The following is a 14,890-nucleotide window of genomic DNA, read 5'->3' on the forward strand; positions in this document are numbered from 1 at the left end:
CGGGCCTGTCGTGTCCGACTGCCGTGCGGTGCCTGCTCAGGCCGCCGTGCGGCGAGTCAGTACCGGGGTCAGCTTGTCGTTCATCCTCTTGAAGGACTCGACGGTGGTGTCCCAGTCGATGCAGGCATCGGTGATGGAGACCCCGTACTGGAGCTGGCTGCGGTTCTCGGGGATCTTCTGGTTGCCCCAGCCGATGTTGGATTCCACCATCAGGCCGATGATCGAGCGGTTGCCCTCGAGGATCTGGTTGGTGACGTTCTCCAGCACCAGCGGCTGCAGTGCCGGGTCCTTGTTGGAGTTGGCGTGGGAGCAGTCGATCATGATGTTGGGCTTGACCCCGGCCTGCTTGAGCTCCTGCTCGGCCAGTGCCACGCTGACACTGTCGTAGTTGGGCTTGCCGTTGCCGCCGCGCAGTACCACGTGGCCATAGGCGTTGCCGCGGGTGCGGATGATCGCCACCTGGCCGGCCTGGTCGATGCCGAGGAAGTTGTGCGGGTGCGCCACCGACTGCAGGGCGTTGACGGCGACATCCAGGCTGCCGTCGGTGCCGTTCTTGAAACCCACCGGGCAGGAGAGGCCCGAGGCCATCTCGCGATGGGTCTGGGACTCGGTGGTACGGGCCCCGATGGCCGACCAGCTGATGCAGTCCTGGAGGTACTGGGGCGAGATCGGGTCCAGGGCCTCGGTGGCCAGCGGCAGGCCCATCTCGGCCAGCTCCACCAGCAGGCGGCGGGCGATGTGCAGGCCCTCCTCGATCTCGAAGGAGTCGTTGAGATGCGGGTCGTTGATCAGCCCCTTCCAGCCCACGGTGGTGCGTGGCTTCTCGAAGTAGACGCGCATCACGATGTAGAGGCTATCCTGCACCTCATCGGCCAGCCGACGCAGGCGGCGTGCATAGTCCAGGGCCGCGTCGACGTCGTGGATGGAGCAGGGGCCGACCACCACCAGCAGGCGCGGGTCGTCACCGTCGAGGATGCGCTGGATCGTCTCGCGACCCTCGATCACCGTGCGTTCGGCGGCCTCGGTGAGGGGGATCTCCCTCTTCAGGGCCTCGGGGGTGATCAGGACGTCCTGGGCGAGGACGTTGAGGTTGTTGACCTGCTGCTCTGACATTGTGCTACCTGTGTCGTGTCTGCGCTGATGGCGAATAATAGTGGTCTCTACTATCGCCCGCGGGCATGGCAAAAATCAATCGTCCAGGGAACCGTCGGCGGTCCGGCCTGTCCCAGCGCGGGCATCGCCGGCGCGGCATTCGGCTTGATGGAAGCGCGAGAAACGGGAACACTTGTGCCACTTCGGCTCCGGCCTTCAACTCCCAGCTGCCCCAGGGCTCCAGGTTGACACTATGCATGCTTTACCAGTCCGTCCGTGGCGCCTCATCGGCACCCTCTCTTGCACACTTCGGCCGGGGAGGGCGTGAATGGGGACCCGGGAGACCGACCAGCAGCTCGTCGAGCGCGCCCAGAAGGGGGATACCCGCGCCTTCGACCTGCTGGTGAGGAAGTACCAGCACAAGATCATCGGGCTGATCGGGCGCTACGTGCACGACCATGCCGAGGTCCAGGACGTCGCCCAGGAGGCCTTCATCAAGGCCTACCGGGCGCTCGGCAAGTTCCGCGCCGAGAGCGCCTTCTATACCTGGATGTACCGGATCGCCATCAACACCGCCAAGAACTACCTGGTCTCCAAGGGGCGTCGTCCGCCGGGCAGTGATCTCGACATCGTGGATGCCGAGATCGTCGACCACAGCGGTCGCCTGGCCGACATCGAGTCCCCGGAGGCGGCGATCGCCCGGGACCAGCTGGAGGCCGCGGTTTTCGAGGCGATCGAGAACCTGCCCGATGACCTGCGCACCGCCATCACCCTGCGCGAGCTCGATGGACTCTCCTACGAGGACATCGCCCACATCATGCAGTGTCCGGTGGGCACGGTGCGGTCTCGGATCTTCCGGGCGCGAGAGGCGGTGGACCAGCATATCCAGCCCCTGGTCACCACCTCGCGCAACCGTGAACCGATGCCCGAATGAGGCGGATTATCAAGGTTTTTGACGATTTGCTGAACTGTCCGGCGCCTGCGGCGTCAGAAGCAGTGACCGACCCGCTACCGGCGGGTCCTAACATGTCGGCACTCCCGGGCTGTGACCGCGAATGCCGACCTTCCAGGCTGTCAATGGACGCAAGGCGGGGCGCCTTGCGAGTGCGAGGGTGTGAAGAATGAGTCAGAACGCACGGGAATCGCTTTCTGCCCTGATGGACAACGAAGGTGATGAGCTCGAGTTGCGTCGGGTATTGAAGTCGTTGGACGACTCTCCGGACGCTGCCGAGGCCTGGCGACGCTACCATCTGATGCGCAGCCTGATGCGGCGCGAACCGGGTGTCGATGTCTCCACCGACCTTTCCGCCGGCGTCATGGCGCGGCTCCGGGACGAGCAGGTGCCCCTGCCCGAGGCCGCGGTGCCGGCCGCTCGTCGCTCCCTTCCATTCGCTCGCAGCGCCGGCATCGCCGCGGCGGTCTCGTTGATGGTGATCACCGGTGCACAGTTCTACCAGGGCAGCGGTACCGGCGGTGAACCCGACCTGGCTGCCGGCAGCCAGCCGGCACCGGCCTCGCTGGCGACGAGCGAGGGCGGCACCGGCAGCTCGGCGCGGCCGTCGCTGGTCGACCTGCCGCTGTTCCAGGCCCCCACGGGACCCTCCGGCGACGGCCGGGGCCTGATGACCGTCGGTGCGGGCGCCGAGTCACCCATGTTCATGGCGCCCAGCCCACGCCAGTCGCTGAGGTCCGACGAGGAGCAGGCGCGCCTGCTGCAGTCCTACCTGGACCGCCATGCCGAGGGGTCCGCCTATCGCAGCGGTGACGCCTGGATGCCGCTGCTGCGCGCCTCGGGCAGCGAATCGCTGGGCACTCGCTGATGCCGGGGGGGGGTTGATGCACGAGAGGCTGGTGCACCGCCGCCTGGTGGTGTCGCTGCTCGTCGCGGCCGGCCTGTCGCTGGCGGTCGGCGCCCAGGCCCGCGCGGCCGACACCGGGCCCGGCGATCGCTTCGACTGCCGCGAGCTGGCGGGCCAGGCCGCGCCGGAGACCGCCCTGGAGTGGTTCGAGCGCAGCCTCTGGGCCAGTCACTGCTACGAGTTCCAGGCCCGTGCCGTGCGGATCGGGTATGACGGTGTCAGGACCCTGGCCCTCTCCCACCATGTCGAGGACGGCGTCGAACGCGAGGTGGCCAGCTTCCTCGATGGCCCGCCGGTCGTCTTCGAGCGCAGGGGGCGCATCGGTCGCCTGAGCTGGGCCGAGGAGGGCAGCGAGGTGCCGGCGTCCCCAGACGGGATCGCCGCCCATCTCGAGGGCCTCTATCGACTGCAGCTGGGCGGCGAGGAGCGAATCGCCAGCCGCCGGACCCTGCGCCTGGACATCGAGCCCCTCGACAGCTTCCGCTTCGGTCATCGCCTGTGGCTCGACACGGCCACGGCCCTGCCGCTCAAGCAGGTCCTGCTGGACGAGGCGGGCCGGGTGGTCGAGACCTTTCAGTTCACCCAGATCGACCCGCCGCGCCTCCATGAGGGCCATGTGGTCCTCGACCGGCGTCGGCAAGCGCCCACCGATCCCTGGCACCCGGGCTGGCTGCCCGAGGGCTTCGTGCCCCAGCCGGTGGATACCCGCAGTTCCCGGCACGGGGACGAGGTCACCCACCGCCTCTACAGCGACGGCCTCTCCACCCTCAGCCTGTTCATCGAGCCCATCGAGGGTGCCGACCTGCTGGCGCCGGGGATGCATCGCCTCGGTGTCTCCCATGCCGCCGTGCGTCATCGCGAGCTGGGTGGCCGCCCCATGCAGGTGGTGGCGATGGGCGAACTGCCGCCCCGGGTGCTGCTGCGTGTGGCCGACACCCTGGAGTGGCGCAGTGCGACGGGCGCCGTGTCGCCGGTGATTTCCGACACCGATGCGGCCGGGGAGGCGCCATGAAGGCGAGCCCGCGCCTTGGTTTCGCGGCCCCGTGCCGCCATTCTGGTCGACATGGCGAACCCTGTGGCCCCTGGCTGCTGGCCTGAGCCACAACCGCCGATCACACGACACTTCCTCTTGACGTTCACAGGAGCACTCCATGAAGCACATGATTCGACCTCTCTCCCTGTGGATGCTGCTGGCCGCGACCCTGCTGGCCTGGCAGTCGGCCATCGCCCGTGAGCTGCCGGACTTCACCGAACTGGTGGAAGAGGCCGCGCCGGGCGTGGTCAACATCTCGACCACGCGCGTGGTGCAGGGGCGTGATCCCTTCCAGGGGTTCGGTGGCCAGGAGATTCCCGAGATCTTCCGCCACTTCTTCGGCGATCGCTTTCCTGAGCCCCCGGGCGGCGGCGGCCAGGGGCGCCCCGAGGAGCGCCAGTCGCTGGGCTCCGGCTTCATCATCAGCGAGGACGGCTACATCCTGACCAATGCCCACGTGGTTCAGGAGGCCGACGAGATCCTGGTGCGGCTCAACGATCGTCGCGAGCTGCAGGCCGAGCTCATCGGTGCCGACGAACGCACCGACGTGGCCCTGCTCAGGGTGGACGCCGATGACCTGCCGGCCCTGTCCCTGGGTGACTCCGACACCCTGCGGGTCGGGGAGTGGGTGGCCGCGATCGGCTCGCCGTTCGGTTTCGACTCCTCGGTGACGGCCGGCATCATCAGTGCCATCAACCGTACCCTGCCGCGGGATGCCTACGTCCCCTTCATCCAGACCGACGTGGCCATCAACCCGGGCAACTCCGGCGGGCCGCTGTTCAACCTCGACGGCGAGGTGGTGGGGATCAACTCCCAGATCTTCACCCGCAGCGGCGGTTTCATGGGGCTCTCCTTCGCCATTCCCATCAACGTGGCCATGGAGGTGGCCGACCAGCTGCGTGACGACGGCCGTGTCAGCCGCGGCTGGCTCGGCGTGATGATCCAGCCGGTCTCCCGGGACCTGGCCGAGTCCTTCGGCATGGACAGTCCCAGCGGCGCACTGATCGCCGACCTCGATCCCCAGGGCCCGGCGGCTCGTGGCGGCCTGCAGGCCGGCGACATCATCCTCGAGGTCGACGGCGACGAGGTCGATCGCTCCAGCACCCTGCCGCGCCTGATCGGCCGTACGAACCCCGGCAGCGAGGTCGAGCTGATGCTGCTGCGCGACGGCGAGCAGCGTCGCGAGACGGTGACCGTGGGTGACTGGCCCGACGCCGAGGGCCGTGAGGTGACCCGTGCCGAGCAGAGCGACCGCCAGGCCCGGCTGGGGCTGGCCGTTGGCGAACTCGATGCCGAGGAGCGCGAGCGCCTCGGCATCGAGGGCGGTGTGCGGGTCCGTGAGCTCGACCCGAGCGGTGCCGCCGCCGCCGCCGGGATCCGTCCGGGAGACGTGCTGGTCAGTCTCGACCACCAGCCGGTGCAGAGCCCCGAGCAGCTGGTCGAGGTGGTGGCGGCACTGCCCTCGGATCGCGCCGTGCCGGTGCGCCTCTACCGTGACGGGCGTTCGCTGTTCGTCGCCCTGCGCCTCGCCGACGGCTGAACACCCCGTCGGCCGGATTCCCCCGGAAACTGCAACCCGACGGCCAGTCCGTCGGGTTGCTGTTACTGCCCGGCGCATCCCGCTACAATAGCGCCCATTCCCATGCCCGCATGCCGGCGTCACGACGCCTGGACGTGGCCCGACACCAACCAGACAGAAGCGACTCGATGTCCCAAGACACCCCCTCCGACAAGCTCAAGCACATCCGCAACTTCTCGATCATCGCGCATATCGACCACGGCAAATCGACCCTGGCCGACCGCCTGATCCAGACCTGCGGCGGCCTGAGCGAGCGCGAGCTCAAGGAGCAGGTGCTCGACTCCATGGACCTCGAGCGCGAGCGCGGCATCACCATCAAGGCCCAGTCGGTAACGCTCGACTACCACGCCCGGGACGGCAACACCTACCAGCTCAACTTCATCGACACCCCGGGGCACGTGGACTTCTCCTACGAGGTCTCCCGCTCGCTGTATGCCTGTGAGGGCGCGCTGCTGGTGGTGGATGCGGGTCAGGGCGTCGAGGCCCAGTCGGTGGCCAACTGCTACACCGCCATCGAGCAGGGCCTCGAGGTGCTGCCGGTGCTCAACAAGATGGACCTGCCCCAGGCCGACCCCGACAAGGTCTCCCACGAGATCGAGGAGATCATCGGCCTCGACGCCACCGATGCCTGCCAGGTCTCGGCCAAGAGCGGCCTGGGCATCGATGCACTGCTCGAGCGCCTGGTACGCGACATCCCGCCGCCCAAGGGGGATCCGCAGGCGCCGCTGCAGGCATTGATCATCGACTCCTGGTTCGACAACTACCTGGGGGTGGTCTCCCTGGTGAGGATCTTCGACGGCACCCTGAAGAAGGGCGAGAAGATCCGCATCAAGTCCACCGGGCGGGACTGGCAGGCCAACGAGGTGGGCATCTTCACCCCGCTGCGCCGCGAGACCGGCGTGCTGCGCGCCGGCGAGGTGGGGTTCATCGTCGCCGGGATCAAGGAGATCCAGGGCGCCCCGGTGGGGGATACCATCACCCACACGAAGACCCCCGACGTGCCGCGTCTGCCCGGCTTCCAGAAGGTCAAGCCGCAGGTCTATGCCGGGATGTTCCCGGTCAGTGCCGACGACTACGAGGACTTCCGCGACGCCCTGGAGAAGCTGGCGCTCAACGATGCCTCCCTGGAGTACGAGCCGGAGAACTCCGATGCGCTGGGCTTCGGCTTTCGTGTCGGCTTCCTCGGCACCCTGCACATGGAGATCATCCAGGAGCGCCTCGAGCGCGAGTACGACCTGGACCTGCTCACCACCGCCCCCACCGTGGTCTACGAGCTGGCCATGAAGAACGGTGAGGAGATGTACGTCGCCAACCCCTCCAAGCTGCCCGACATGGCCGACGTGGAGGAGATGCGCGAGCCCATCGTGCGGGCCAGCATCCTGGTGCCCCAGGAGTTCGTCGGCAATGTCATCACCGAGTGCGAGCAGCGCCGTGGCACCCAGCTCGACATGCAGTTCCTGGGCAGCCAGATCCAGCTGACCTACGAGCTGCCGATGAGCGAGGTGGTGATGGACTTCTTCGACCGCCTGAAGTCCATCTCCAAGGGCTATGCCTCGCTCGAGTACAACTTCGAGCGCTTCCAGGCGGCCAAGCTGGTCCGCCTGGACGTGCTGATCAACGGCGACAAGGTCGATGCCCTGGCGGTGATCATCCACCGCGACCATGCCCATGGTCGCGGGCGGATCCTGGTCGAGAAGATGAAGGAACTGATTCCGCGCCAGATGTTCGACGTGGCCATCCAGGCCGCCATCGGCGGCCAGGTGGTGGCGCGCTCCACCGTCAAGGCGCTGCGCAAGAACGTCACCGCCAAGTGCTACGGTGGCGACGTGACCCGCAAGAAGAAGCTGCTCGAGAAGCAGAAGGCGGGCAAGAAACGCATGAAACAGGTCGGCAGGGTCGAGATTCCCCAGGATGCCTTCCTCGCCGTGCTCAAGGTTAACGACTAGGAACGGATGACCGCATGGACTTCTCTCTTCTGCTGGTGGTGGCGGTCGCCGTCACCGGCCTGATCTGGCTGCTGGATCTGGTCTGGTGGCGCCCCGCGCGTCGCCAGCGGCTGGTGACCGTCGAGGCGGGCACTACCGAGGGCCTCGACGAACATGCCCGCGAGAAGGCGCTCAAGGAGCCCTGGCCGGTCGACTATTCCCGCTCCTTCTTCCCGGTGCTGCTGGTGGTGCTGGTGCTGCGCAGCTTCGTGGTCGAGCCCTTCCAGATTCCCTCGGGGTCGATGCGCCCGACCCTGGAAGTGGGCGACTTCATCCTGGTCAACAAGTTCACCTACGGCCTGCGGCTGCCGGTGGTGCATACCCGTATCGTCGAGTTCAACGAGCCCGAGCGCGGGGACGTCATGGTGTTCCGCTTCCCCAGCGAGCCCTCTGTCAACTTCATCAAGCGTGTCGTCGGCCTGCCCGGCGACCGCATCCGCTACGAGGGCAAGCAGCTCTTCGTCAATGGCGAGCCGGTGACCAAGCGGCTGCTGTCGGAGGCGGGGCCCGGGGCGCCGGGGGAACTGCTGCTCGAGGAGCGCCTGGGCGAGTTGGCCCACCGTATCTACAATAATCCTCGAGACCCGGGCCCACAGGTACGCGAGCTGGTGGTTCCCGAGGGCCACTACTTCACCATGGGCGACAATCGGGATCACTCCAACGACAGCCGCTACTGGGGCTTCGTGCCGGAGGAGAACATCGTCGGCCGTGCCTTCGCCGTGTGGATGCACTGGGACGGGGGACTACCCAGTTTCACCAGCATGCGACGCATCCACTAGACCCGGTCGTCCGAGCGCGACGGTCGTGCGGCCCTGACCCGTTTCCACAACCCTTCAGCCCCGACATCGATCATTCAGGAGCTTCGTGAGCAACTCCCTCAACGCCCTCAGCCGACGCCTCGGCCACTCCTTCGGCGACGCCGACCTGATGGAGCTGGCCATGACGCACCGCAGCTTCGGCGGCCAGAACAACGAACGCCTCGAGTTTCTCGGCGATTCGATCGTCAACTTCGTCATCGCCGAGGCGCTCTTCAAGCGCTTTCCCGAAGCCAGGGAAGGCCAGCTGTCGCGCCTGCGCGCCAGGCTGGTCAAGGGCCAGACCCTGGCCGAGCTGGCCCGGGAAATGGGCTTCGGCGAGTATCTCCGCCTGGGCTCCGGCGAGATGAAGAGCGGCGGCCACCGCCGCGAGTCGATCCTCGCCGATGCCGTGGAGGCGGTGATCGGCGCCATCTACCTCGACGCCGGCATGGATGTCGCCCGGGCCCGGGTCCTCTCCTGGTATGCCGAACGGCTCGAAGCCATCAGCCTGCAGGACACCCAGAAGGATCCCAAGACCCGGCTGCAGGAGTTCCTGCAGTCGCGGCAGTCGCCGTTGCCGCGCTACGAGGTGGTCTCGGTGGAGGGCGAGGCCCATGCCCAGACCTTCACCGTCGAGTGCCATATCGAGATGCTCGACGAGCACACCACCGGGGTCGGCCCCAGCCGCCGCCATGCCGAGCAGCAAGCCGCCGAACAGGCCCTGGTTCGGCTCGAACCCAGGGGAGCGCGCCCATGACCCGGACCTGCGGCTTCGTGGCCATCGTCGGCCGGCCCAACGTCGGCAAGTCGACCCTGATGAACCGGATCCTCGGCCAGAAGATCTCGATCACCTCGCGGCGCCCCCAGACCACCCGCCACCAGGTGATGGGCATCAAGACCGAGGGCGAGGCCCAGTTCATCTACGTCGATACGCCCGGCATCCACATCATGGCGAAGGATCGCAACAAGGCGATCAACCGCTTCATGAACCAGGCGGCGACCCAGGCCCTGCGCGACGTCGACTGCGTGGTCTTCATCATCGACCGCACCCGCTGGTCCGACGAGGACCAGGTGGTGCTCCAGCGCCTCGAGCACGTGAAGGCGCCGGTGATCCTGGCGGTCAACAAGGTCGACCGGCTGCAGGACAAGACCAGCCTGCTGCCCTGGCTGGAGGAGGTCGGTGCCCGGCGCGATTTCGCCGCCATCGTGCCGATCTCCGCCAAGCACGGTACCAACGTGCCGGAGCTGGAGGCCGAGGTGGCCAGGCACCTCCCGGAGAGCCTCCACTACTTCCCCGAGGACCAGATCACCGACAAGAGCCAGCGCTTCCTGGCCGCCGAACTGGTACGCGAGAAGGTGATGCGCCAGCTCGGTGACGAGTTGCCCTACCAGATGACCGTGGAGATCGAGGAGTTCCGCGACGAGGGCCGGGTGGTGCACATCAGCGCCTTGATCCTGGTGGAGCGGCAGGGGCAGAAGAAGATCCTCATCGGCGAGAACGGCGAGCGCATCAAGAGCATCGGCCGCGAGGCCCGCCTCGACATGGAGCGGGCGCTGGGCGCCAAGGTGATGCTCAACCTCTGGGTCAAGGTGAAGCGTGGCTGGTCCGACGACGAGCGGGCACTGAAGAGCCTGGGCTATAACCTGGACTGAGTACGACGTGTCCCCCGGGGGTGGCGGCGCCTATGGGGTCGGACCCCAGCCGGGTCGCCATCACTGCCCTGGTGCATCTTGCCTGCGGTATCGACACCGCCGGGGACTGACCCCATAGGGGAACCTCGGCGCTTCCTGCATCGAACCTCACGGAAAGGCCATGCAGCCAGAGCCGGCATTCCTTCTGCACAAGCGCCCCTATCGCGAGACCAGCGCGCTGGTCGAGCTGCTGACCCTCGGGCACGGTCGGGTGCGAGCCGTGGCCCAGGGGGTCCAGCGTCCCGGCAGCCGGTCGCGGGGACGGCTGCAGCCCTTCGCGCCGCTGCTCGTCACCTGGACCGGCAACGGCGAGCTCAAGCGGCTGCGCCTGATGGAGGGCCACGGCGCCGCGGCCCTGCTGGCCGGGGAGGGGTTGCTCTGCGGCCTCTACGCCAACGAACTGCTGACCCGCACCCTGCCGGTGGAGTTTCCGGGGGCCGAGGTGTTCGCCTTCTACACGGCGCTGCTCGAGGCGCTGCCGCGGCCGGACGGGCGCGCCGCGGCGCTGCGCCGCCTGGAAGTCGCCCTGCTCGAGGCCCTGGACGCCGCGCCACGCTTCAGTGAACCCGATGGCCGCAGCCTGGACCCCCAGCGCCGTTACCGCTTCGATGCCGCCTCGCGCGCCTTCATTCCCGGAGAGCCGGGCATCGATGGCCGCACCCTGCGCCTGCTGGAGGCCGGCGACTGGGGTGAGCCAGGGCTCGGCGGGCCGGCCAAGGCGGTGACCCGGGCGGCACTGGCCCCGCTGCTCGGCACGCGCCCGCTGCGCTCCCGGGAGCTGATGCGCCAGCTTGCCGAGACCCGGCTTCGCCGGGAGCGATAAGCTGTAAGCTTGAAGCAGCATGAAAAAGCCCTTGCCATTGGTGGAGCGGGTGGCAGCATCAGGGCTTGGCTTCCAGCTTACGGCTTATTCGAGGAGACCCCTATGCACCCCCCCCGTATCCTGCTCGGCGTCAACATCGACCATATCGCCACCCTGCGCCAGGCGCGGGGCACCCGCTACCCCGATCCCGTCCAGGCCGCGCTGCTCGCCGAGGAAGCCGGCGCCGACGGCATCACCGTGCACCTGCGCGAGGATCGCCGCCATATCCAGGAGCGCGACGTCCGGCTGCTCGCCGAGGTGCTCAACACCCGCATGAACCTGGAGATGGCGGTCACCGAGGAGATGATTCGCCTGGCCGAGGCGGTGCGCCCGGCCCACGTCTGCCTGGTGCCGGAGAAGCGCGAGGAGCTGACCACCGAGGGCGGGCTGGACGTGGTCGGTGGCTTCGAGGCCGTCGCCGCGGCCTGCCAGCGCCTGGCCGAGGCCGGCTGCGAGGTGTCGCTGTTCATCGACCCCGTGCCCGAGCAGCTCGAGGCCGCGGCGGAGGCCGGGGCGCCGGTGATCGAGCTGCACACCGGCGCCTACGCCGAGGCCTCCGGCGAGGCGGCCCGCCATGAGCATGCCCGCCTCGCCGCCGCCGTCGAGATGGCGCTGGAGCTGGGGCTCACGGTCAACGCGGGTCATGGCCTGAACTACCACAATGTCGAGGCCATCGCGGCGCTCCCCGGTCTCCACGAGCTCAACATCGGCCATGCGATCATCGCCCGGGCCCTGTTCGTCGGCCTCAAGGAGGCGGTGGCCGAGATGAAGCGCCTGGTGATCGCTGGCCAGGAAGCCGGCCTGCTGGCGGCCATCGACGACCATGACCACGCCGGACATGGCGAGGCTGGCGGCTGTTGCCGATGATCATCGGAGTCGGCACCGATATCGCGCGGGTGGCGCGCTTCGAGCATGCCATGGCACGCCACGGCATGCGCTTCGCCCTGCGCCTGCTGGGCGAGACCGAGCTCGAGCGTTTTCACGGCCATGGCCAGCAGGCGGCCTTCCTGGCCAAGCGCTTCGCCGCCAAGGAGGCCTTCGTCAAGGCGTTGGGCACCGGGCTGCGGCGTGGCATGCGCTGGACCGAGATCCAGGTGGTCAACGACGCCCTGGGGCGACCCTCGCTGGTGCTCGGCGGCAAGGCCCACGAGCTGGCCGGGGTCGCCGGGGTGCGGGCCATTCACCTGTCGTTGACCGACGAGGAGGAACTGGCGGTGGCCTTCGTGGTGCTCGAGGGCTGAGTCGCCTGCCAGTCGCGCAGCCCCGCCATGGCGGCGAAGAGGTCATCGAGCAGCGGGGTGACACCCTCGCGGCCGCGTGAGCGAAGGCGCGTCTCCAGGGTCTCGGCGAGCAGGGCCAGGCGTGGTGCGCCACAGTAGCGGCAGGCGCCGTTGAGGGCGTGAATGGCATCCAGCAGCGCCTCGTCGTCCTCCCGCTCCAGGGCATCACGGATCGCCGCCTCGCTCTCCGGCAGCGAGGCCGCCAGGCGGGCCAGCAGCTCCCTCGCCAGTGTCTCGCGTCCCCCGGCCAGGCGTGTCCCCAGGGCCAGGTCGACCACCGCCAGCTCGCCATCATCGCCGGACGGCTCGACGGGAGTGCCGGCGGTTTCCGCGGCCGGCAGCGCCGGCAGGTCGAGGTGGCGCTGCAGCAGCTCGGCCAGCGCGTGGCCATCCAGCGGCTTGATCAGCACATCGTCGAGCCCGCCGGCGAGCAGGCGGCGGCGCTCCTCCTCCAGCACATGGGCGGTGACCGCGACGATGGGCAGGTGGCTCCAGGCCCCTCGCAGCCGGCGCATCGCCCGGGTGGTCTCGACCCCGTCCATGCCCGGCATCCGGATGTCCATCAGGACCAGGTCGTAGCAGCGCTCCTGGGCCATGGCCAGGGCCTCCTCGCCACTCGCGGCGAGGTCCACCACGAGGCCCGGCCGCTGGATCAGCTCCCGCAGCAGCAGGCGGTTGGACTCGGTGTCATCCACCGCCAGCAGTCGCCGCGTGGTCGTCCCGGCTTCCTCCGTGACGGCGGGCAGGCCGGACGGCAGCTCCCCGCCCAGCTGGCGCTGCACGGCCTCCACCAGGGCGGCCCTGGAGAACGGCTTGCTCAGTATCTCCCCGCCGTGGGACAGCGTCAGCATCGGCAGGTCCAGTGGACTGGTGTTGACCAGCAGCAGGGCAGGGCAGGCGAGGGCGTCGAGCCGGCCTTGCCAGGTCGCCACCCCGGCGGCGTCGAGGGCCTGGTCGGGAATGCCCGCCACCAGCAGGGCAGGCGAGCACTCGTCGGGTGGCGCCTGCCTGCCATCGATCACCCGCGCGCCCCAGCGACCGAGCAAGTGGCGCAGCGCCCGCCAGGTGGCGGGGTGTGGTTCGTCCAGCAGTACGGTTTGTCCCGCCAGCAGGAGTTCCGGGGGACGCTCGCACGCCTCGTCGCCCTCCAGCGGCAGGGTGAAGGCGAAGGTCGAGCCCACGCCGGGTTCGCTCTCGACACCGATCTCGCCCCCCATCTGCTCGACCAGCTGGCGACAGATGGTCAGGCCCAGGCCGGTGCCACCGAACTCGCGGGAGTGACTGGGATTGGCCTGGCGGAAGGCCTGGAACAGCCGTTGGCAGCTCTCGGGGGAGAGGCCGATGCCGGTGTCGCTGACGCTGATGCGCAGGGTCACCCGCCCCGGCTCGGCCTGTTCCACCATGACCCTGACGATCACCTCGCCCCGTTCGGTGAACTTGATGGCGTTGTTGACCAGGTTGGTCAGCACCTGGCGGATGCGCAGCGGGTCGCCGGTCAGGGTGGCGGGGACATCGTCATAGACCAGCCCCAGCAGCTGCAGGTCCTTCTGATGGGCATGGGGGGCCTGCAGGGCGAGCACATCGTCCACCAGTGCCACCATGTCCAGGGCCACATGCTCGAGTTCCAGCCGGCCGGCCTCGATCTTGGAGAAGTCGAGCACGTCGTTGACCAGCATCAGCAGGTTGTCGCAGGCGCGATGAACATGGTCGAGCCACTCGCGCTGGCGCGGCTCGAGTCGCGAACGCCCCAGCAGGCGACAGAAGCCGATGATGCCGTTGAGCGGGGTGCGTATCTCGTGGCTCATGTTGGCGAGGAATTCCGACTTGATGCGGTTCGCCTCCAGGGCCCGGCGGTGGGCCATGTCGAGCTCGATGTTCTGGACCTCGATGGTCTCCATCGACTCCTGCAGCTCGGCGGTGGTCTGCTCGATCTGCAGCCTGGCCTCGTCCCGCGCCCGGTCGAGGTGCTCGGACAGGGCATTGACCCGCTCGACCAGCCCGGCCAGCTCCGGTGGACCCGAGACGCTCAGGGGCGGGGGCCTGTCGTCCCGGGCTAGCCGCGCCAGGGCCCGGTCGGCGGCCTGTACCGGGGTGGTGAGGTGACGGCCGGTGGTAAAGGCGAGCAACCACAGCAGCAGCCCGGTCACCAGCAGGCCCACCCCGGCGCTGGCCAGGCGCCGGTAGTGATCCAGCACCAGGGAGATGGCATCGATGTCGACTTCCAGCCAGGCCGCTGCCGCCGGGTGGGCCGCCAGGGGGGCCTGCAGTCGCCACAGTCGCCCGTCGGTATCCAGCCGGGTGTCGGTCGCCTCCGCAGGCAGGGACGCCTCCCGCAACCGCCCGAGCTCGAGCCGGGTCGCCCCCTCGGCCCCGCGAATGCCCACCGCCCGGACTTCCTCCAGTTCGAGAAGGCGTCCCGCCAGGGTCTCCAGGGCGGCGCGATCACCCTCGGCCAGGGCGGCGCTCAGCTCCGGGCCGAGCAGGTCGACGGCGGTGAGGAGACGCTCCTGCAGCGCCTGCCGGTGGTGCTCGGACTCCATGTGGAGGAGGATGCCGGCGAGGAGCGTGAGCAGCAGCAGCGGCAGTCCCAGCAGCAGGGCGAGCAGTCGGTTCCTGAGCGTCATCGGTGGGCTCTTCGGCATTGATTCCGGGACAGTATGACACAGCGGGCGAGGATGCCTGTCCACTCCGGCGCGGCGCGGATATAATAG

At 68.6% G+C, this 14,890-nt stretch carries 13 protein-coding genes; 11 read left to right on the top strand and 2 right to left on the bottom strand.

What is annotated here, in order from left to right:
- Positions 1-36: 36 nt before the first annotated feature.
- Positions 37-1,113, bottom strand: coding sequence for a 3-deoxy-7-phosphoheptulonate synthase (locus tag ACOMD9_RS18625; RefSeq protein ID WP_421417482.1), 1,077 nt, complete (start codon positions 1,111-1,113; stop codon positions 37-39).
- A gap of 307 nt (positions 1,114-1,420) precedes the next feature.
- Between ACOMD9_RS18625 and rpoE the strand changes: the two genes are divergently transcribed.
- From rpoE to acpS, 11 genes are all read left to right on the top strand, one after another.
- On the top strand, positions 1,421-2,026 hold the full coding sequence (rpoE, locus tag ACOMD9_RS18630) for an RNA polymerase sigma factor RpoE (RefSeq protein ID WP_421417483.1): 606 nt from the start codon (positions 1,421-1,423) through the stop codon (positions 2,024-2,026).
- 187 nt (positions 2,027-2,213) lie between these two features.
- Positions 2,214-2,912, top strand: a complete 699-nt coding sequence (locus ACOMD9_RS18635) for a sigma-E factor negative regulatory protein (RefSeq protein ID WP_421417484.1) — start codon at positions 2,214-2,216, stop codon at positions 2,910-2,912.
- A gap of 16 nt (positions 2,913-2,928) precedes the next feature.
- On the top strand, positions 2,929-3,963 hold the full coding sequence (locus ACOMD9_RS18640; RefSeq protein WP_421417485.1) for a MucB/RseB C-terminal domain-containing protein: 1,035 nt from the start codon (positions 2,929-2,931) through the stop codon (positions 3,961-3,963).
- A 139-nt stretch (positions 3,964-4,102) separates the two neighbouring features.
- Positions 4,103-5,524, top strand: a complete 1,422-nt coding sequence (locus ACOMD9_RS18645; protein ID WP_421417486.1) for a DegQ family serine endoprotease — start codon at positions 4,103-4,105, stop codon at positions 5,522-5,524.
- A 167-nt stretch (positions 5,525-5,691) separates the two neighbouring features.
- Positions 5,692-7,509 (top strand): translation elongation factor 4, encoded by a 1,818-nt coding sequence (gene lepA / locus ACOMD9_RS18650; RefSeq protein WP_421417487.1) that lies wholly within the window; start codon positions 5,692-5,694, stop codon positions 7,507-7,509.
- Positions 7,510-7,523: 14 nt separating this feature from the next.
- Positions 7,524-8,327, top strand: a complete 804-nt coding sequence (gene lepB / locus ACOMD9_RS18655) for a signal peptidase I (protein WP_421417488.1) — start codon at positions 7,524-7,526, stop codon at positions 8,325-8,327.
- A gap of 85 nt (positions 8,328-8,412) precedes the next feature.
- The gene (gene rnc / locus ACOMD9_RS18660; RefSeq protein ID WP_421417489.1) at positions 8,413-9,102 is read left to right on the top strand and encodes a ribonuclease III; all 690 of its coding nucleotides are present in this window, start codon (positions 8,413-8,415) and stop codon (positions 9,100-9,102) included.
- Positions 9,099-9,998 (top strand): GTPase Era, encoded by a 900-nt coding sequence (gene era, locus ACOMD9_RS18665; RefSeq protein WP_421417490.1) that lies wholly within the window; start codon positions 9,099-9,101, stop codon positions 9,996-9,998. The genes rnc and era overlap by 4 nt, the downstream gene beginning before the upstream one ends.
- 160 nt (positions 9,999-10,158) lie before the next feature.
- Positions 10,159-10,860, top strand: a complete 702-nt coding sequence (gene recO / locus ACOMD9_RS18670) for a DNA repair protein RecO (protein ID WP_421417491.1) — start codon at positions 10,159-10,161, stop codon at positions 10,858-10,860.
- 102 nt (positions 10,861-10,962) lie between these two features.
- On the top strand, positions 10,963-11,766 hold the full coding sequence (pdxJ, locus tag ACOMD9_RS18675; RefSeq protein ID WP_421417492.1) for a pyridoxine 5'-phosphate synthase: 804 nt from the start codon (positions 10,963-10,965) through the stop codon (positions 11,764-11,766).
- Positions 11,763-12,140, top strand: a complete 378-nt coding sequence (gene acpS, locus ACOMD9_RS18680) for a holo-ACP synthase (protein ID WP_421417493.1) — start codon at positions 11,763-11,765, stop codon at positions 12,138-12,140. Before pdxJ ends, acpS begins: the two co-directional genes overlap by 4 nt.
- Here acpS and ACOMD9_RS18685 read toward each other — a convergent pair.
- Positions 12,080-14,803 carry an ATP-binding protein gene (locus ACOMD9_RS18685; RefSeq protein WP_421417494.1) on the bottom strand — a complete coding sequence of 908 codons (2,724 nt, stop codon included), beginning with the start codon at positions 14,801-14,803 and terminating at the stop codon, positions 12,080-12,082. The genes acpS and ACOMD9_RS18685 overlap by 61 nt on opposite strands.
- Between the last annotated feature and the right edge of the window lie 87 nt (positions 14,804-14,890).

It is taken from the genome of Halomonas terrestris (genome assembly GCF_049166755.1).
Taxonomy (GTDB): domain Bacteria; phylum Pseudomonadota; class Gammaproteobacteria; order Pseudomonadales; family Halomonadaceae; genus Halomonas.